This is a genomic window from Actinomyces dentalis DSM 19115, from assembly GCF_000429225.1.
In the GTDB taxonomy this organism is placed as follows: Bacteria; Actinomycetota; Actinomycetes; order Actinomycetales; family Actinomycetaceae; genus Actinomyces; species Actinomyces dentalis.
In genome coordinates, this window is the sequence record NZ_AUBL01000023.1 from 1 (window position 1) to 18,079 (window position 18,079).

The 18,079-nt window shown below is 74.0% G+C and carries 12 protein-coding genes and 1 pseudogene; all 13 read left to right on the forward strand.

What is annotated here, in order from left to right:
* Positions 1 to 666: pseudogene (locus G446_RS20295) on the forward strand (hypothetical protein); the annotation flags it as partial.
* Positions 667 to 860: 194 nt separating this feature from the next.
* Positions 861 to 1,523, forward strand: coding sequence for a SatD family protein (locus G446_RS16300; RefSeq protein ID WP_084779037.1), 663 nt, complete (start codon positions 861 to 863; stop codon positions 1,521 to 1,523).
* A complete protein-coding gene (locus G446_RS16305; RefSeq protein ID WP_051285710.1) occupies positions 1,520 to 2,161 on the forward strand; it encodes a TetR/AcrR family transcriptional regulator in 642 nt (213 codons plus the stop codon). Before G446_RS16300 ends, G446_RS16305 begins: the two co-directional genes overlap by 4 nt.
* A gap of 12 nt (positions 2,162 to 2,173) precedes the next feature.
* On the forward strand, positions 2,174 to 3,043 hold the full coding sequence (locus G446_RS16310) for an ABC transporter ATP-binding protein (protein ID WP_084779042.1): 870 nt from the start codon (positions 2,174 to 2,176) through the stop codon (positions 3,041 to 3,043).
* Positions 3,040 to 3,786 (forward strand): ABC transporter permease, encoded by a 747-nt coding sequence (locus G446_RS0106145; protein WP_026409493.1) that lies wholly within the window; start codon positions 3,040 to 3,042, stop codon positions 3,784 to 3,786. The genes G446_RS16310 and G446_RS0106145 overlap by 4 nt, the downstream gene beginning before the upstream one ends.
* A gap of 272 nt (positions 3,787 to 4,058) precedes the next feature.
* On the forward strand, positions 4,059 to 4,952 hold the full coding sequence (locus tag G446_RS0106150) for an EamA family transporter (protein WP_026409494.1): 894 nt from the start codon (positions 4,059 to 4,061) through the stop codon (positions 4,950 to 4,952).
* 1,453 nt (positions 4,953 to 6,405) lie between these two features.
* Positions 6,406 to 6,978, forward strand: a complete 573-nt coding sequence (locus G446_RS19855) for a hypothetical protein (protein ID WP_026409495.1) — start codon at positions 6,406 to 6,408, stop codon at positions 6,976 to 6,978.
* An 885-nt stretch (positions 6,979 to 7,863) separates the two neighbouring features.
* Positions 7,864 to 9,039, forward strand: coding sequence for a PhoH family protein (locus G446_RS16315; RefSeq protein WP_084779043.1), 1,176 nt, complete (start codon positions 7,864 to 7,866; stop codon positions 9,037 to 9,039).
* Positions 9,036 to 9,494, forward strand: coding sequence for an rRNA maturation RNase YbeY (ybeY, locus tag G446_RS0106165; protein WP_026409497.1), 459 nt, complete (start codon positions 9,036 to 9,038; stop codon positions 9,492 to 9,494). Before G446_RS16315 ends, ybeY begins: the two co-directional genes overlap by 4 nt.
* On the forward strand, positions 9,491 to 10,768 hold the full coding sequence (locus G446_RS0106170) for a hemolysin family protein (RefSeq protein ID WP_026409498.1): 1,278 nt from the start codon (positions 9,491 to 9,493) through the stop codon (positions 10,766 to 10,768). Before ybeY ends, G446_RS0106170 begins: the two co-directional genes overlap by 4 nt.
* 127 nt (positions 10,769 to 10,895) lie before the next feature.
* Positions 10,896 to 11,921 carry a GTPase Era gene (gene era / locus G446_RS0106175; RefSeq protein WP_026409499.1) on the forward strand — a complete coding sequence of 342 codons (1,026 nt, stop codon included), beginning with the start codon at positions 10,896 to 10,898 and terminating at the stop codon, positions 11,919 to 11,921.
* 15 nt (positions 11,922 to 11,936) lie between these two features.
* Positions 11,937 to 13,811: a S9 family peptidase gene (locus tag G446_RS0106180; RefSeq protein WP_156916545.1), complete on the forward strand. Its 1,875-nt coding sequence runs from the start codon at positions 11,937 to 11,939 to the stop codon at positions 13,809 to 13,811.
* Between the two features lie 119 nt (positions 13,812 to 13,930).
* Positions 13,931 to 17,512 carry a proline dehydrogenase family protein gene (locus tag G446_RS0106185; protein WP_026409501.1) on the forward strand — a complete coding sequence of 1,194 codons (3,582 nt, stop codon included), beginning with the start codon at positions 13,931 to 13,933 and terminating at the stop codon, positions 17,510 to 17,512.
* Positions 17,513 to 18,079: the final 567 nt, after the last annotated feature.

The following is an 18,079-nucleotide window of genomic DNA, read 5'->3' on the forward strand; positions in this document are numbered from 1 at the left end:
CGCTGCCTGATCCACGTCCACCGCGACACCGTGCGCGACCTGACCCTCCACCCCCGTACCACCCAGGGCCGCGCCCTGCTGGGACTGTCGCGCAAGCTCCTGACCATCACCACCACCGACCAGGCCGCCCACTGGCTGACCGCGCTCAACGACTACGCCACCGAGTACCGCACCTGGCTCAACCAGCGCACCACCGCCCAGGACGACCCCGCCACCGCGGCCGCCACCGGCAGGAAGTGGTGGTACACCCACCCCCGCACCCGCCGCGCCCACAGACGCCTGGAGCGTCTGGCCAAGCAGGGAACTCTGTTCGCCTACCTGACCGGCCCCGCGGGCGAGCCCCGCCACACGCCCCTGGAGCGCACCACCAACCCCGTCGAAGCCATCAACGCCCAGGTCCGCGCCACCCTGCGCCACCACCGCGGAGCCGGCCCCGACCACCAGGCCGCGATCATCGACTGGACCCTCGCCCGGCTCACCGAGCAGCCGCCCACACCGACCCAGGCGCTCAAGGCCTGGAACCAGGACGGCAGAAGACCGGCCGCACGCCTCCCCACCAGGAAGACCAGGACGAGCGCACGCCCCCACCCCGCCGGATGGGGCACCACCCCCACCCCCGAGGAGGGCCTGTGGACGCGCAAGGGCTGGGCCGGACGCACCCACTGACCCCGACACGCCTCCTAAAACAACACACCCACGCCTATAACCCCCATTTGAGCGCGCTCGGAACAGGAGCGGAGGCCGGTCGGGGGTCGATTGATGTCAGAGTAGCCCGGACCCGGCCCCCGCACCAGCCCCGGGGCGGGCGCAGGACGATGATCCCGCTTGTACTCGCCGCAATATAAGTTATAGACTTAAGTATGGCTGATGTGTGCGCGATCCTCATGGACATCGTCCGCTCCCGCGACCTGGCCGACCGCGCCGACGCCCAGCGCCGCTTCGAGACCGTCCTGGCCGAGGCGGCCGAGGGCCTGGGGCTGATCGCGGCCCCCTGCGCCGCAGTCGGCGACGAGTTCCAGGCCCTCGCCCCCGCCCTCCCGGAGGCCCTCGCCCTCATCCTGCGCATACGGCTCCTCCTGCCCGAGGACCTCGACCTGCGCTTCGGCGTCGGGCGCGGCCGGACCGACCTCGCAGGCGGCTCCGGACCCCGCGCCCTCCAGGACGGCAGCGCCTGGCGGCTCGCCCGCGAGGCGATCGACCGCGCCCGCGCCCTCCAGGACGGCGGCGGCGCGTATGTGCGCACCCGGTACCGGGCCGACGACGGCGACGAGGCCCTCGTCAACGCCTTCCTGCTCCTGCGCGACCACGCCCTGGCCGGATTGAGTCCCAGGCAGCGCCGCATGCTCGCGGGCCTCACCGGGGGGCGCACGCAGGCGCGCATCGCCGCGGCCGAGGGCGTCAGCCAGGCCGCCGTCTCCCAGTTCGCCGTCTCCAAGGGGGCGGCCCTGCTCGCCGCCCACCGGCTGCTCATCGAGACGACCTCGCGGCGCCGCCCGCGCCCCGCTGCAGGCGGCGGCGCATGAACCGGCGCGGCCGCCGTCCGGCCGGCAGCCCGGACGCGCGCGAGGCGATCCTCGCCGCCGCCCGCGCGGCCTTCGCCCGCGACGGCTACAACACGTCCCTGCGGGGCGTGGCCCGTCAGGCGCGCGTCGACCCGGCCCTGGTCCACCACTACTTCCCCGAGCGCTCCGGGCTCTTCGTCGAGTCCGTCCTGGGCGCCCCGGACGGGCCCCCGATGGATCCCGCCCAGTTCGAGGAGGTCCAGCGGCTGCCCGACTCCGAGCAGGGCGAGGCCATCGTCCGGACCTTCGTCACCCAGTGGGACCGCATGGGGGAGGAGCGCTTCGCCGCGGTGGTGCGCGCCGCGCTCGGCAACCAGGCGGTGGTGGCGCGCATCCGCAGCATGGTCGTGGGCGGCGTGGTGACCCCCATGGTGAAGCGCGTGGCGCCCGACCGGGTGGAGCTGCGCTCCCAGCTGGTCGCCAGTCAGCTGATCGGCCTGGGGATGGCGCGGTGGGTGGCGCGGCTGGGGGCCGTGCGCGCGGCCGACGCGCGGGTGCTGGCGGCCGCCGTCGGCCCCACCATCCAGCGCTACCTCACCGGCGACCTGGGGATCGGGTCCGACGACGGGCCCTTGCCGGAGGGGGTGCCGCGGACGTAGATTCATCACATGATGAAAAACGGTGCGGGCGCCCCGCCCGCCCCCGCGGTCGCCGTCCGGGGCCTGCGGGTGGCGCGCGGCGGGCGCGAGACCCTCCACGGCCTGTCCTTCACCCTCCCCGCGGGCTCCGTCACCGGCCTGCTCGGCCCCTCCGGCTGCGGCAAGACCACCCTCATGCGCACCCTCGTCGGCGTCCAGCGCTACGACGGCGAGGCCCGCGTCCTGGGCCACGAGCCCGCAGCCCCCGCCATCCGCGGCCGGGTCGGCTACGTCACCCAGGGGACCGCCGTCTACAAGGACCTCACCGCCCGACAGAACCTGCGCTACTTCGCCTCGCTGGCCGGCCCCCGCGCCCGCGACGTCGACGAGGTCCTGGCCGTCGTCGGCCTGACCGATCTGGCCGACCGGCGCGTGAGCACCTACTCCGGGGGCGAGGCCAACCGGGCGTCGCTGGCCTGCGCCCTGGTCGCCGGCCCCGAGCTCCTCGTCCTCGACGAACCCACCGTCGGACTGGACCCCCTCACCCGCGAGGACCTGTGGGACGCCTTCCAGGACCTGGCCGCGCAGGGCGCCACGCTCCTGGTCTCCAGCCACGTCATGGACGAGGCCTTCCGCTGCGGCTCGGTCCTGCTCATGCGCGACGGGCGCCTGCTGGCCGCCACCACCGCCCCCGAGCTGCTCGAGCGCACCGGGGCCGCCACCCTCGACGAGGCCTTCCTCGCCGTCATCCGCCGCGGCGGCGACGCCGGCCGGGACGGAGCCGGTCGGGAGGACGACGACGGCGCTCGCGGCGAGGATGGCCAGAGCGGCGCTCGCGGCGGCGGGGCCCGCGGCACCGCCGGCCGGGATGGGGCCCTCCAGGATGCGGAGGCCGCCCGATGAACATCCGCACCTACGCCGCCACCGTCCGCCGCGTGCTGGCCCAGCTCGTCGCCGACCGGCGCACCCTCGGCCTCATCCTGGCCGTTCCCGCGGCCCTGCTCACCCTGCTGTACTTCGTCTACCGCGACTACCCCGGCGCGACGGTCCTGTTCAACCGCATCGCCGTGTCCATGATGGCGATCCTGCCGATGATCGTCATGTTCCTCGTCACGAGCGTGACCATGCTGCGCGAACGCGGCTCGGGCACCCTGGAGCGCCTGTGGACCACGCCCCTGCACCGCGCCGACCTCCTGCTCGGCTACGCCACGGCCTTCACCGTCGTCGCCGTGGGCCAGTCGCTCATCCTGTGCGTCGTGGCCGCGCGGTTCCTCGACGTGGAGATCGCCGCCTCCTGGGCCTGGGTGGTCCTGACCGCCCTCGTCGACGCCTTCCTGGGCGTGGCCCTGGGGCTGTTCGTCTCGGCCTTCGCCCGTACCGAGTTCCAGGCCGTCCAGTTCATGCCCGTGGTCGTCGGCCCGCAGATCTTCCTGTGCGGCCTGCTCGTCGCCCGCGACCAGATGCCCCGCGCCCTGGAGCTGTGCAGCAACGTCCTGCCCATGAGCTGGGCCGTCGACGCCGTCGGCGAGCTCACCGCGAACGCGACCCCCACCGCCGACTTCGCGCTCGACATGGTCCTCCTGGCGGCCGGCGGACTCGTCGTCCTCACCGTGGCCGCCCTCACCGTGCCGCGCCGGACCCGTTGACCCCGCCGCCGGACCGGGCGCTCCGCCGGGTCGGGCGCTCCGCCGCCGGTCCCCGCCGTCGCCGCTGGCGTGGAACCTGCCGCCGTTTGCCCCACCGTCAGTCGACTCCGTCGTTGACCCCGGCCAGCGCAGCGCTGCCCGGTCGTCGACGGTCCTCGTCAGCACCGACCGGTCCCGCCGTCGTTGACCCCGGCGGTCGGAGCGGCGCCCCGGCCATGAGGCGCCAGCAGACGCCCTGGCCGCGGGGTCGCCGCCCGACTACCGTGACTCCCGTGTGGCTCCTGTTCGCCTGCGGCTCCGCCCTGTTCGCGGGACTGACCGCCATCCTGGCCAAGCAGGGTGTGCGCACCACCGACTCCACCCTCGCCACAGCCCTGCGCACCCCGGTCGTCCTCGTCGGGGCGTGGGCCATGACCGTGCTCAGCGGCTCGATCCGCGAGCTCGGCGCCGTCGACGCCCGCAGCCTCGCCTGCCTCATCGCCTCGGGCCTGGCCACCGGCGCCTCCTGGCTGTGCTACTTCAAAGCGCTTCAGCTCGGGGACGTCAGCCGGGTCACCCCCGTCGACAAGATGAGCACGGTCCTGACCGTCATTATGGCGGTGGCGCTCCTGGGGGAGGACCTCGGCGCCCTGGGCGCCCTCGGACTGGTCCTGGTCACTGCCGGCACGCTCCTCATGCTGCGCGGTGAAGACCTGCGCGCCCTGGCTCGCTCACCGGCCGGGGGCGGCGGCTGGCTGGTCTACGCGATCGGCTCCGCCGTGTTCGCCGCCCTCACCGCGATCCTGGGCAAGGTCGGCGTCACCGCGGTGCCCTCCGACCTGGGCACCGCCATCCGCACCGGCGTCGTCCTGGTCATGGCCTGGGTCATGGTCGGCGTGACCGGGCGCCACGGGGGTGCCGGCACCGAGCGCCGCGAGGGCGCCTGTGGCGTGCCGCGCGGCGAGATGGCCTGGATACTCGCCTCCGGCGTCGCCACCTGCGCCTCCTGGCTGTGCTACTTCCGGGCCCTCCAGGACGGGCCCGCCAGCGTCGTCGTGCCCGTCGACAAGCTCAGCATTCTGGTCTCCGTCGCCTTCTCGGTCCTCGTCCTGCGCGAGCGCGTGGGCGCTCGGGCGCTGGTCGGCCTGGCCGTCCTCGTGGCGGGGACCGTGGCCCTGGCTGTTTAGCGATGCGAGACGCCGCCGCACCCGGGGGCTCGCTGGCTTCAGCTGCTCGGGCCCGATCCCGCTGCACCTGAGCCGCCGCCGCGTCGGGGGACTCGCCGCCATCCCGCTGGCGGGCGCCATCACCTGCGGGGAACCGCCGCCGCGCCAGGGGGTTCACCCGGAACGCACCCCATTGGCGGCGGAAAAAGGTGGCCGGCGCGTACCTTTAAGGGCGTCCGGCGGGTCCGGCCATTCGATGAACGGCGTCATTCCGCCATTCCCCGAGCGGGCGAGGCGGGGACGGGGTACTAAAAGTATGCGGGAGCCACCTTTTTCCGCCGCGAGAACCCCGACGAACCTCATCTCGCCGGAGGGACGCTGGGCGGGTGGGGGTCCGCGGCGCCTTCGAGCCCGCCGGGGTGGGTTTCGGGGGAGCGGCGCGAAGCCGGGACCGCTGCGGGTCGCCAAGGCGGTGCCGGGGGTCGCGCCCGCGATGTCGGGGCGGGCACTGCCGGGCCCGGATGTACTTACTGCCGGGCCCGGATGCGCGGCATCGGTCCGACCCGGGCGATTCTGCACATCCGATCGGGACCGGTTGACGGTGAAGCTTATTCAGAAGGCGGTTTTGAAGACGTAGAGTGAGAGTGCTGCGGTGATGGTCTGTTCGAATATGTGCAGGGGGCGGCGGTAGTCGGAAGGTTATTCAGCGGGTTCATGGCGGCGTTCTCCTTGGAGCACTTGAATGCCGTTTGACCACCGTCCAACCGTCGTTCTCGAGGGTGAAATGCGCATCTCGACGCCCGGGGCGCAGCGGCGCCGGGCGCCGCGGTCCGCGAGATCGTCGGGTGACCGCCGAGATCGTCACTTAACCCGCGAGCACGTCTGCTAGAGGTACGTGCTCGCGGGTTAAGTGACGATCTCGCGGGTTGAGTGACGATCTCGCGAGTCGGCCGCGTCACGACATGCGAGACGCCGTCCCACCATGCGGGATGCGCCGTCGAGGCGAAGCGGGGAGACGCACTCGGACGCCTTCGCAACAACCCTTCGGACGAGGAGGACCCCTCCGAGCAGATCGCCGCCACAACCTTCATGCTCCATGTCTTCAAAGCCACCCCCGAATAACCTTCGAGAGTCCGTCCACTGGAAATCGACATTCCAGAAAAATCTCGGAATCATGCGGAAAACCCCGAACCCACCCGCAGGAGCGCCCCTGTCCAATGTACAGCACCCCGCCCGGCCCGAGAGGAGCCGCATCGCCCGGGAGCGATCCTCCGCCAGGCCCCTACCGAGAACCCGGCCCCGCCCGAACTCCGCAGGAGGCCGCCCCGCCGCGCCGATCCCATCCTCCGGGTCGCCGGTTCCGGTGAGAAAGGCTCGGTAAGATGATAGTCAGCAGCGAGTGGATCCCGCTTACCCGTGAAGGGGACGCCGGTGTTTTCACTCTCGATGGTGAATGGTTCTGAGGAGGACGAATATGGAGGAGATACGGCTGGGGCCGATCGAGTGGGGCGTCGTGACGGCTCACCACCTCTGGGGCATGGGTGTGCGTCTGGAGGAGTCCGGTGATGATGGGGTCATCGTCCTGGACTCCATTCACGACGACTTCCTGCGCTGCAACGGGGAGTACTGGCCCGAGATCGGCGAGCGCATCCGGGTGCGCAGGTACATCTACAATAATAAGGAATTGCGCCTGACCAGCCGGGACAGCGCCATGGAGGGCCTGGTGAACGGGTACGACCCGCCGCGCCAGTACCCGCTCCCGGAGGGGTTCGGGCCGGTCGAGGAGGGGACGGTCGTCGCCCACCGCGACTGGGGCGTGGAGGTGCGCCTGGACTCCGGGAGGGTCGGGCAATTGCGGGCCCGGCTCATGGAGGAGAGCGCCGATCCCTCTCCCGAGGAGCGCTGGCCCGGGATCGGCGAGCGGGTCCGCGTCCGGCCCCTGGGCCTCTGGCCCGACGGCGGCCTGCGACTGAGCGGCAGACCCAGCTGCGTGGACCGGATGCCCAGACGCTACCGGTGGCCGGGGAGGCGACCCACCTCAAAGTGAGACGCCCCGGCGTGAGACGCCCCGCCGCCCGGCCCCGAGACCCGACTCATGACGCCTGGCGGGGCGAAGGCGCTTCTTCTCCTGGGATGACGAACCTTTCCCGCCAGAAGGATCCCGGGGCCGGCCGGGATCGGCGTGGTGAGGATCTGGAACGGAACAAGACGGCGAGGTCCCGCGCGCCGCCCTCACCCTCGCATCCGCCGTCCCCGTCACTGCGTCGATCCGGGCCGTCGGGCTGCGGCTCCTGATGAGGCGGGCTTATTTTTCTCACGGGAGCGGACTCCGTTATACCGCTCCCCGGGAATGCGTCCAGACGCCCTCCGAATAGCCCTCCGACTTACGTAATGCGAGTTCAGTGCGACGGAATCCACCCCGGCTCGCACGGTGCGAGCTCAGCGCGACAGAATCCACCTGCGCTAGATCCGCGCCAGCCCATCTCGCACAATGCGAGCCCAGATGACATCACCAAAACGATCCCCCGGGGGTCGTCCCGGTGCGGTATGCCACTGGGCCTGCGGCCTGCGTCTGCTACGCTCCTTCACCCTCTGCTGTACGAGAAAAACGAGCGTAGCGAAGGGTGAAGGGGCGTAGCAGCGGAAAAGGGGCGTAGCAGACGATCCGGTGCGGCTCCTCACACGGCCCCGGCCGCTCTTCCGCCGAGCCGTCCCTAAGGCGCCCGCTGGGCCGGCGCGCGCCCGAACCCCGACACGCTCGGATGATGGACGGCGGCGAGCCGCTAGGATCGGGGCGATGCCCAATACGCCCATCGCACCAGTGGCCGCCCCCGCGGCGATCGCCCCCGCCGGCTCGGCCCGCGCCGCCGCTCCGGCGCCCGACCCCCGCCCGCACCGCGCGGACGGGGGAGACGGCGCGTTGGGAGACGGCATGCCGATCGGGGATGCGTCGGCGGATCCCCGCCTGCACGGTGTCGGCGAACCCGCCGCCGACGCCACCCGCGGCCCTGCTCCCGCCGACGCCACCCGCGGGTCTGCCGCCGCCCCCGCCGACACCACCCGCAGCCTCGTCCTGCCCGCCGACCTCGCCCCCGTGGCCCTCCTGGGCGCCCACGACGAGGTCCTGCGCGCCGTCGAGAGGGGCTTTCCCGAGGTGCGCATCCACCTGCGCGGCACCGTCCTGACCGTTGCCGGCGCGCAGTCGCGCGTCGACGTCGTCATCCTCCTCATCTCCGAGCTCATCGACGTCGCCCGCGCGGGCACGCCCCTGACGCCCGACGCCGTCGAGCGCGCCATCGGCCTGCTCGCCGCCTCCGCCCGGCCCGCCGAGGTCCTGGCCGACGACGTCCTGACCGTGCGCGGCACCTCCATCCGCCCCAAGTCGCTGGGCCAGAAGGCCTACACCGACGCCATCGAGGCCTCCGCCATCACCTTCGGCATCGGGCCGGCCGGCACCGGCAAGACCTACCTGGCCATGGCCAAGGCCGTCGACGCCCTGGTCCGCGGGCGGGTCTCGCGCATCATCCTCACCCGCCCCGCCGTCGAGGCCGGCGAGAGCCTCGGCTTCCTGCCCGGGAGCCTGACCGACAAGATCGACCCCTACCTGCGCCCCCTCTACGACGCCCTGCACGACATGCTCGCCCCCGACGCCCTGCCCCGGCTCCTGGCCGCCGGCACCATCGAGGTCGCCCCCCTGGCCTACATGCGCGGGCGCACCCTGAACAACGCCTTCGTCATCCTCGACGAGGCGCAGAACACGTTACCCGAGCAGATGAAGATGTTCCTCACCCGCCTCGGCGCCGGCTCCAAGATGGTCGTCACCGGCGACGTCTCCCAGGTGGACCTGCCCGACTCGCGCCCCTGCGGCCTGGTGGTGGCGCGCCGCATCCTGGACGGCGTGGACGGCATCAGCTTCTGCGAACTCGGGTCCGACGACGTCGTGCGCCACCACCTCGTGGGGCGCATCATCGACGCCTACTCCCGCTACGACGCCGAGCAGGCGGCCGCGCGCGCCGAGCACCGGGCGGACGGCGCCCGGCGCCGGGGCCCGCGCCGGCGCGCCGTCGGCCGCCGCACCATCGCCCCGACGGGCAGGAGCCGCGCATGAGCACCGAGGTCAACAACGAGACCGGGGTGGCCATCGACGCCGCCGAGTTCGCCGCCCTGGCCGACCACGTCCTGCGCGTCATGCACGTCAACCCGCGCGCCGAGCTGTCCATCCTCTTCATCGACCCCGAGCCCATGGCCGAGCTCCACGAGCGCTGGCTCGACCTGCCCGGCCCCACCGACGTCATGAGCTTCCCCATGGACGAGCTGCGCCCGGGCACCCCCGACCACGAGACCCCAGCCGGGACCCTGGGCGATATCGTGGTCTGCCCGCAGGTCGCCGCCAAGCAGGCCCTCCAGGCCGGTCACAGCGCCGTCGAGGAGATGCTCCTGCTGACCACCCACGGCATCCTCCACCTCCTGGGCTACGACCACGCCGAGCCGCAGGAGAAGGAGGAGATGTTCGCTCTCCAGCGCACCCTCCTGCTCACCTTCCTGGCCCAGAGGGGCGCATGAACGGCGCACCGGTCCTCGCCCTCGTCGTCGCCGCGGTCCTCGTCCTGGTCTACGGCGCGCTCCTGTCCGCCTGCGAGGCCGCCCTGACCCGCATGACCCGGGCCGCCGCCGAGGACCTGGTCCAGGACGGGCGCCGCGGGGCCCGGCGCGTCCTGGATCTGGCCGAGCGCCGCACCCAGGTCCTGGGGTCGGTGGCCGCCGTGCGCGTGGCCGTGGACATGCTCGCCGCCGTGCTGCTCACGCTGGCCGTGGCCGGGCTCGTCGACCGCTGGTGGGCGGCCGGGCTCATCTCCGTCGCCCTCAACGCCGTCCTGCTGGGCCTGGTCGTGGGCATCTCGCCGCGCTCGGTGGGCCGGCGCAACCCCGACGGCGTCCTGCTGGCCCTGTCCGGGGCGGTGGCGGCGGTCGACAACACGCTGGGGCGCCCGTGGCGCTGGATCGAGTCCCGCTACGGGCGCGCCTCCGCCCTGACCGACGCCGAGGCGCGCGCCGAGGTCACCGAGGACCTGCGCGAGATGATCGACGAGATCGGCGAGGCCGAGACCATCGAGGACGAGGACCGCGAGATGCTGCGCAGCGTCGTCGAGCTGGGCCAGACCCTCGTGCGCGAGGTCATGGTCCCGCGCACCGACATGGTGACCATCGACGCCCGCAAGCCCGCCTCGGCCGCCATGAGGCTGTTCATCCTCTCCGGCTTCTCCCGCGTGCCCGTGGTGGGGGAGGACGCCGACGACGTGCGCGGCATCGTCTACCTCAAGGACCTGCTGCGGCGCCTGGACGCCCACCCCGAGCACGCCGACCGCCCGGTGGACTCCTTCACCCGCGAGCCCGTCTACGTCCCCGAGACCAAGGCCGCCGACGACCTGCTGCGCGAGATGCAGACCGACCACGTCCACATGGCGCTGGCCGTCGACGAGTACGGCGGCATCGCCGGCCTGGTCACCATGGAGGACCTGCTGGAGGAGGTCGTCGGCGAGCTGACCGACGAGCACGACCCCGCCGAGCCCGAGGTCGAGGACCTGGGCGGGGGAGTGCTCCGGGTGCCCGCGCGCCTGGGACTCGACGAGCTCGGCGAGCTGTTCGGCCTGGAGATCGACGACGACGACGTCGACACCGCCGGCGGCCTGCTCGCCAAGGCCATCGGCCGGGTCCCGCTGCCCGGGGCGAGCGGGGACGTGCAGGGCCTGCGCATCGTCGCCGACGAGGCCACGGGCAGGCGCCGCCGGGTCACGAGCCTGCTGGTGAGCCGAGCCCCCGCCGAGGGGACCGGCTGAGCCGCCCCGCGCCCCGCCCGGCCGAGCCCGGGCCGCGCCGCCCGGCCGAGCCGCACCGCCACCGCCACTACGACACCACCGCGGCCATACCGCCGCACCGCCACTACGACACCACTTGAGGACGGTCATGACCGACGACGCACCCACCCGCCCGTCCGGCGACGACGAGCCCGCCGCCGGCCCGGGCGCCCCCGCCGAGCCCGCCAGGTCCGCCGCGAGCGCGGCCCCCGCGGCCCCCGAGGGCTTCCGCGCCGGCTTCGCCTGCTTCGTCGGGCGCCCCAACGCTGGCAAGTCCACGCTGACCAACGCCCTGGTCGGCGTGAAGGTCGCCATCACCTCCGGGCGCCCCCAGACCACCCGCCACAATGTGCGCGGCGTCGTCCACCGCGACGACGCCCAGCTCGTCCTGGTCGACACGCCCGGCCTCCACCGCCCCAGGACCCTGCTCGGCAAGCGCCTCAACGACCTGGTGCGCGAGACCCTCTCCGACGTCGACGTCATCGCCCTGTGCATCCCCGCCGACGAGAAGGTGGGCCCGGGCGACCGCTTCATCGCCCGCGACCTGGCCCAGGCCCGCCCGCCCGTCGTCGCCGTGGTCACCAAGGCGGACGCCGTGACCCGCCAGGATCTGGCCGCCCAGCTGCTGGCGGTGGACGCCCTGGGCGACTGGGCGGACATTGTGCCCGTCTCCGCGCTGCGCGGCGAGCAGATCGACGTCCTCACCGACGTCCTGGTCTCCCACCTGCCGCCCTCCCCGCCGCTGTACCCCGCCGACGAGATCACCGACGAGCCCCGGGCCGTCATGATCGGCGAGCTCGTCCGGGAGGCCGCCCTGGAGGACGTGCGCCAGGAGCTGCCGCACTCGCTGGCCGTCGTCGTCGACGAGATCCTCGACCCCGACACGGACACCACCGGCTCGCGGATCAAGGGCGAGGGCGGCCGCCTCCAGGTGCGGGTGAGCCTCGTCGTCGAGCGCGACTCCCAGAAGGCCATCATGATCGGGCGGCGCGGGTCGCGCCTGAAGCGGATCGGCACCGCGGCGCGCAAGGGCATTGAGGAGCTGGTGGGCAGGCCGGTCTACCTCGACCTGCACGTGCGCACGGCCAAGGACTGGCAGTCCGACCCCAAGGCCCTGGCCCGGCTCGGGTTCTGACGAGGACCGCGCCCGATGCCGCGCACCGGCGGGAACCGCTCGCCGCGCCCGGAGAAGAGCGCCCGGCTGAGCGAGCGCCTGCGGGTCCGGCGCGAGCGGAGTCGGCGCCGCCGCGCGGACCCCGCCCACCCGAGCGGGCCCGAGATCCGCTCCGCCTGGCGCTGGCTGAGGGCCTTCCCGGTGCGCGCCTGGAGGCTGCTCGCCCGTCTGTGGCGCCAGGAGCCCATGCGGCTGGGCGTCATGGTCCTGGGCGTGATCGCCGTCGCCCTGGTCCTGGCCCTGATGGGGACGGGCACCGCCGAGATCCGCCAGATCCTGTCCACCCTGGCCCTGGGCGCGCTCGTGCTCGCCGTCTCCTCCGACCACCGCACCGTCGGCGCCGTGGTCGTCGCGGTCCTGACGCTGTCCCTGGTGGGCACGCTCGCCGGCCCGCGCTGGTCGCCCGCCCCCGCCACCGAGGCCCTGGTCCCCGAGACCTCGGACACCGCCATAGGCGGGGCCGTGACCACCGCCGCCGTGGGCACCTACGGGGTCGCTGTCGAGCGGGTCTGGGTGACCCAGGCCGACGGCGAGACCGTCCCCGCCCTCCTGCGCCGTCCCGTGGGCGCGGGGCGGGGCACCCCCGGGGTCGTCTTCCTCCACGGGGCGGGCACCCACACCATCGAGGGCTTCGCCGAGCAGGCCGACGCCCTGGCCAGCGCGGGCGCGACGACCCTGGTGCCCTCCAAGCCGATGGAGGACTACAGCCTCACCGAGCGCGACTACACCGCCATGGCCGCCGACTACGCCCGGTCGGTGGCCTACCTGCGCGCCCTGGACGGGGTGGACCCGGCGCGAGTGGGCCTGTACGCCGAGTCGGAGGGCGGCTACCCGGGGGTGGTCCTGGCGGGCACCGACCCGGACATCGCCTTCCTGGTGCTGGCCAGCGCCCCCGTGGTCGCCCTGCGCGAGCAGGCGACCTTCGCCGCCGGGTCCTACCTGCGGCGCGTGGGAGTGCCCGACGCGCTGCTGACCCTCGTGGCCCGGGTGCTGGGGGCGCGCGAGCTGCCGGGCGACTCCTTCGGGTACGCCGACTTCGACGCCCGCCCCTACGAGGAGCGCATCGCGGCCCCCGTGCTCATGATCTACGGCACCGGGGACTCCTCCATGCCCCTGATCCAGGGGCCCGCCAGGATCCGGGCGTCCCTGGGCGCGGGCGGCAACGACCGGCTGACGGTGCGCTACTACCGGGGGGCCAACCACGGGCTCAAGTTCGGCCGGTCCACCGACGGGCCGCTGGCCCCCGGCGTGGCGCGGGACCTGGCCCGCTGGGTGCTGGGCCTGCCGCAGACGGCCGACGCCGCCCCGCACGTGGCCGGGGCCGCGCCCGTCCAGGACTTCTGGGCGCGCTCGCCCGGGCGGGCCCGCTGGTACGCCTCGGGCGATCTCATGCTCGCCGGCGTGGTGGGCGGGCCGGCCCTGCTGGCGGCCGCCGGGCTGGGGTGGGCGGTCGGCCAGCTGCCGCGCCTGCGGGGGCGCCGGGGGCTGCACCTGCCCGACCCCGTCGGCCGCTGGTCGACCGCCCTGGGCCTGAGCGTCATCGCCTCCTGGGTGCTGTACCTGGCCTACATCCTGCTGGTGGCCCGCCTGGCCACGTCCTACTCCTCCAACTGGCTGATCTCCTACGGCGGGTGGCTCGCCGCCCAGTTCATGGCACTGGTCGCCGTGGTCATCCTGGTCAAGCTCGTCGGGCGGATCTGGCTCGTGCGGGGCCACCACCGCCGCGGGCGGCACGCGGGCGGGCGCTGGCTGACCGCGCCCAGCGCGCTGGTGCTCCTGTGCGTCCTGGCGGGGGCGGTCGTGCTGCTGGTGGACCTGGCGTACTGGGGGCTGTTCCCCATGCTGCTGTGAGCGCCGGGCGCGGGTCGGGCGCGCCGCGGATCCGCGCGACTCGTACGCCTGCGGCCCGGGCCGCGCCCGAGGCACAATGAGCCGGATCCCACTCATGCGCCCGACAGGAGAAGCCGAGCATGCCGACACCGCTTCCGCAGCCCCCCGCCACGTCCCCCGAGCGCGACGCCCAGCGCGCGTGCCCCGACGAGCTGTGGGAGCTCGGCGCCCGCGCCGTCGAGCGCGCCCGCCGGTGGGTGGAGGAGTCCGCCGACGAGCCCGCTTCGCGCAGCGCCGAGCTGCTCTCGCGCATCCTGGCCGACCCGGACGGGCTGGAGTTCACCACCCGCTTCGTCGACGACGTCGTGCGCCCCGCGGACCTCGACGTCGCCGGGGCGGCCCTGGCCCGCATGGCGGCCGGGCGCCGCTCCTTCCTGCCCGGGCCCCTGGCCGCCGCCCTGGGCCTGGGCGGGGCGGCCTCGCGCCTGGCCCCGCGCGCCGTCGCCTCCGCGGCCCGCCGCGTCTTCCGCGGCATCGTGGGCGACCTCGTCGTCGACGCCACCGACAAGGGGCTCGGCCCTGCCCTGGCCCGCCTGCGCGCCGACGGCAACCGCCTCAACGTCAACCTCCTGGGGGAGGCGGTTCTGGGGGAGGCGGAGGCCGCCCGCCGCCTGGAGGAGGTCTCCCGCCTGGTGTCCCGCGACGACGTCGACTACGTGTCCGTCAAGGTCTCGGCCGTCACCGGCCCCCACAACCCCTGGGGGTTCGAGGAGGTCGTCGCCCACGGCGTGGAGGCCCTCAGCCCCCTGTACCGCCTGGCCCGCGACCACGGCACCTTCCTCAACCTCGACATGGAGGACTACAAGGACCTGGACCTGACCATCGAGGTCTTCACCGCCGTCCTCTCCCAGCCCGACCTGGCCGACTACGGGGCCGGCATCGTCCTGCAGGCCTACCTGCCCGACTCCCCGACGGCCATGGAGCGACTTCAGGCCTGGGCGGCCCGGCGCGTGGCCGACGGCGGGGCGCCCATCAAGGTGCGCCTCGTCAAGGGCGCGAACCTGTCCATGGAGAGGGTCGACGCCGAGATCCACGGCTGGGAGCCCACCACCTGGCCCACCAAGCGGGCCACGGACACCAACTACAAGCGGATGCTGGAGCGGGCCATGACCCCCGAGCGCACCCGCGCCGTGCGGCTGGGCGTGGCCGGCCAGAACCTGTTCGACATCGCCTTCGCCGTCGAGCTGCGCGCGGCCCGCGGCCTGGAGGAGGGCGGGGCCGTGGAGTTCGAGATGCTCTCGGGCATGGCCACCGATCTGCAGACGGTCGTGCGCCGCGAGGTCGGCCACCTCCTGCTCTACGTGCCGGTGGTGGACCCGGGCGAGTTCGACGTCGCCATCTCCTACCTGGTGCGCCGCCTGGAGGAGAACGCGGCGCCGGAGAACTTCATGTCCGGGGTCTTCGACATCGCCTCCGACCCGGCCGTCTTCGACCGCGAGTGCGACCGCTTCCTGGCCTCCCTGGCCGACGTCGACCCCGACGCCCCCCTGCCCGGGCCCAACCGCGCCCAGGACCGGCTCGCCGAGGCGGCCGCCGGGCCCGGCGAGATCGCGGGCACCGCCTCCGAGCGGGCCCGCCGCCCCTTCGCGTCGACCCCCGACTCCGACCCGGCGCTGGCCGCCAACCGCCGGTGGGCGCGCGACATCGCCGCCTCCGTGCCCGGCTCGACCCGCGGGGCCGAGGCGGTGCGCGCATCCGCGGAGTCCCTGGCCGGGCCCGACGACGTCGACGCCCTCGTCGCGTCCCTGGCGGGGGCGAGCGCCGCCTGGCGGGGGCGGGGCGCCGTCGAGCGCGCCGCCGTCCTCCAGCGGGTCGGCGACGTGCTGGCCGCCCGGCGCGGCGAGCTCATCGAGGTGGCGGCCGCCGAGACCGGCAAGACGATCGACCAGGCCGACCCGGAGGTCAGCGAGGCCATCGACTTCTGCCGCCACTACGCCGAGCTGTCCCTGCAGCTGGAGGACCCGACCTTCATGTGCTCGTCCCGCTTCGAGCCCGTGGAGGTCACGGTGGTGGCCTCCCCGTGGAACTTCCCGCTGGCCATTCCCGCCGGCGGGGTCGCCGCGGCCCTGGCCTCGGGCTCGACGGCGGTCCTCAAGCCCGCCCCGCCGGCGCGCCGCTGCGCGGCCGAGCTCGTGCGCGCCTTCCACGACGCGGGCGTGCCCGAGGAGGTTCTGGCCCTGGCGGCCGTCGAGGACGGGGAGGTGTCCCGCCACCTGGTCGTCCACGACGGGGTGGGGCGGGTCATCCTCACCGGCTCCTACGACACGGCCCGCCTGTTCCGCTCCTGGAGGCCGGACATGCGCCTGCTGGGGGAGACCAGCGGCAAGAACGCCATGATCGTCACCCCCTCGGCGGACCCGGACCTGGCGGTGCGCGACGTGGTCTCCTCGGCCTTCGCCCACGCCGGCCAGAAGTGCTCGGCCGCCTCGCTGCTCATCCTCGTGGGCTCGGCGGGCCGCTCGCCGCGCATCCCCCGCCAGCTGGTGGACGCCGCGAGCTCGCTGCGGGTCAAGGCGCCCTCCCACCTGGACTCCCAGGTCGGCCCCGTCGTCGTGCCCGACGACCCCAAGGCCCTGCGGGGCCTGACGCGCCTGGGGGAGGGCGAGCACTGGGTGCTGACCCCCGAGCACCTGGGCGGTGGCCTGTGGCGCCCGGGCATCCGCGTGGGCGTGACGCCCGGCAGCGAGTTCCACCTCACCGAGTACTTCGCCCCGGTGCTGGGCGTCATGCGGGTGGACACGCTCCAGGAGGCGATCGAGGCCGTCAACGCCACCGACTACGGGCTGACCTCGGGCCTGCAGACCCTGGACGCCGACGAGCTGGCCGTGTGGCTGGAGGGCGTGGAGGCCGGCAACCTCTACGTCAACCGCTCCATCACCGGCGCCATTGTGCGCCGCCAGCCCTTCGGCGGCTGGAAGCGCTCGGCGATCGGCTCGACGACGAAGGCCAGCGGCCCCTCCTACCTGCTGGGCCTGGGGGATGTCGTGCCCGCCGGGCGGGGCGGGGGCCGCCCGCCGGTCGGCTCGGACCTGCGCGTGCGCCTGAGCAGCGGGGTCGGCGCCCTGTACGACGCCGTGCGCTCCGGCCTGGGCCACGACGACGCCGCCTTCCTCCACGAGGCGCTGCTGGCCGACGCCCGGGCCTGGGAGAGCACCTACGGGCGGGGCCGGGATGTGACCGGTCTGGCCTGCGAGCGCAATGTGCTGCGCTACCGGCCCGCGACGGCGGTGGTGCGGGCCGAGCCGGGCACGAGCCCGGCGGACCTGGTGCGAGTCCTGGCCGCGGGCGTGCTCGCCGGCGGGACGATCGGCCTGTCGCTGGCGGAGCAGCCCCCGGCCGGGCTGCGAGGCGCCCTGCTGGACGCCGGGGTGGACCTGGACATCGAGGCCCCGGCCGTGTGGGAGGCCCGTCTGGCGGACCTGGGCGCCTCGGGCGAGCTGGGGCTGCGGGTGCGCATTATCGGCCCGCGCCGCCAGAGCGGCGCCGAGCGCTGGCGGGAGGCGAGCCGGGCCACCTCCGGCAGTCCCGACGTGGCCCTGTACACCGGGGCCGTGACCGGCAACCCGCACAGCGAGCTCCTGCCCTTCGTGCGCGAGCAGTCCGTGACGGTCACCGCCCACCGCTTCGGCACCCCGCTGGACCTGGCGGCCGGGCTGCTGTGAGCCGGGCGGCGCCGCCGCGCCGCCCCCGCGGGGTTTGCGCCCCCGCGCAGGAGCGCGGCTGTCAGCCCCTGCGCGTCCCGCCCCCGCGGGGTTTACTCCCCGACGGGCTCGCCGGGGTCGTCCCACTCGGGATCGTCCCACCCGGCCTCGCTGTCCGTCGGCGCGCCCCGCCCCGGGGGCGTCGTTTTGGTGATGTCACCTGGGCTCGCATTGTGCGAGGCGTGCTCGCGCGGATCGAACGCAGGCGGATTTCGTCGTGCTGAACTCGCATGGCGCGAGGCGGGGTGGACCATGTCGCGCTGGGCTCGCATTACGCAAGCCGGACCCGGCCCGGGCCGCGAGGCCGACACGAACGAGCGCACCAACGAAGGATCCAGGCGGGCACGACGACGAAGTTCGGCCGCGGCGACAATGCGAGATGAGGTGACATCGCCAAATCGACTCCCTCGGGACGGGATGGGCGCAAGACCCGGACCCGGCGGACACCGGTCCTTCTCACCAGAAGAGTCCCGGAACGGAACCAGGTTGCCGGTGGCGTCGTCGTCACTTACGATCACGGCCGGCCAG

Excerpts from the sequence above, each read along its gene's own strand:
- G446_RS16300 (WP_084779037.1), top strand. The coding sequence starts at position 861 with ATGGCTGATGTGTGCGCGATCCTCATGGACATCGTCCGCTCCCGCGAC.
- G446_RS16305 (WP_051285710.1), top strand. The coding sequence starts at position 1,520 with ATGAACCGGCGCGGCCGCCGTCCGGCCGGCAGCCCGGACGCGCGCGAG.
- G446_RS16310 (WP_084779042.1), top strand. The coding sequence starts at position 2,174 with ATGAAAAACGGTGCGGGCGCCCCGCCCGCCCCCGCGGTCGCCGTCCGG.
- G446_RS0106145 (WP_026409493.1), top strand. The coding sequence starts at position 3,040 with ATGAACATCCGCACCTACGCCGCCACCGTCCGCCGCGTGCTGGCCCAG.
- G446_RS19855 (WP_026409495.1), top strand. The coding sequence starts at position 6,406 with ATGGAGGAGATACGGCTGGGGCCGATCGAGTGGGGCGTCGTGACGGCT.
- G446_RS16315 (WP_084779043.1), top strand. The coding sequence starts at position 7,864 with ATGCCGATCGGGGATGCGTCGGCGGATCCCCGCCTGCACGGTGTCGGC.
- ybeY (WP_026409497.1), top strand. The coding sequence starts at position 9,036 with ATGAGCACCGAGGTCAACAACGAGACCGGGGTGGCCATCGACGCCGCC.
- G446_RS0106170 (WP_026409498.1), top strand. The coding sequence starts at position 9,491 with ATGAACGGCGCACCGGTCCTCGCCCTCGTCGTCGCCGCGGTCCTCGTC.
- era (WP_026409499.1), top strand. The coding sequence starts at position 10,896 with ATGACCGACGACGCACCCACCCGCCCGTCCGGCGACGACGAGCCCGCC.
- G446_RS0106180 (WP_156916545.1), top strand. The coding sequence starts at position 11,937 with ATGCCGCGCACCGGCGGGAACCGCTCGCCGCGCCCGGAGAAGAGCGCC.
- G446_RS0106185 (WP_026409501.1), top strand. The coding sequence starts at position 13,931 with ATGCCGACACCGCTTCCGCAGCCCCCCGCCACGTCCCCCGAGCGCGAC.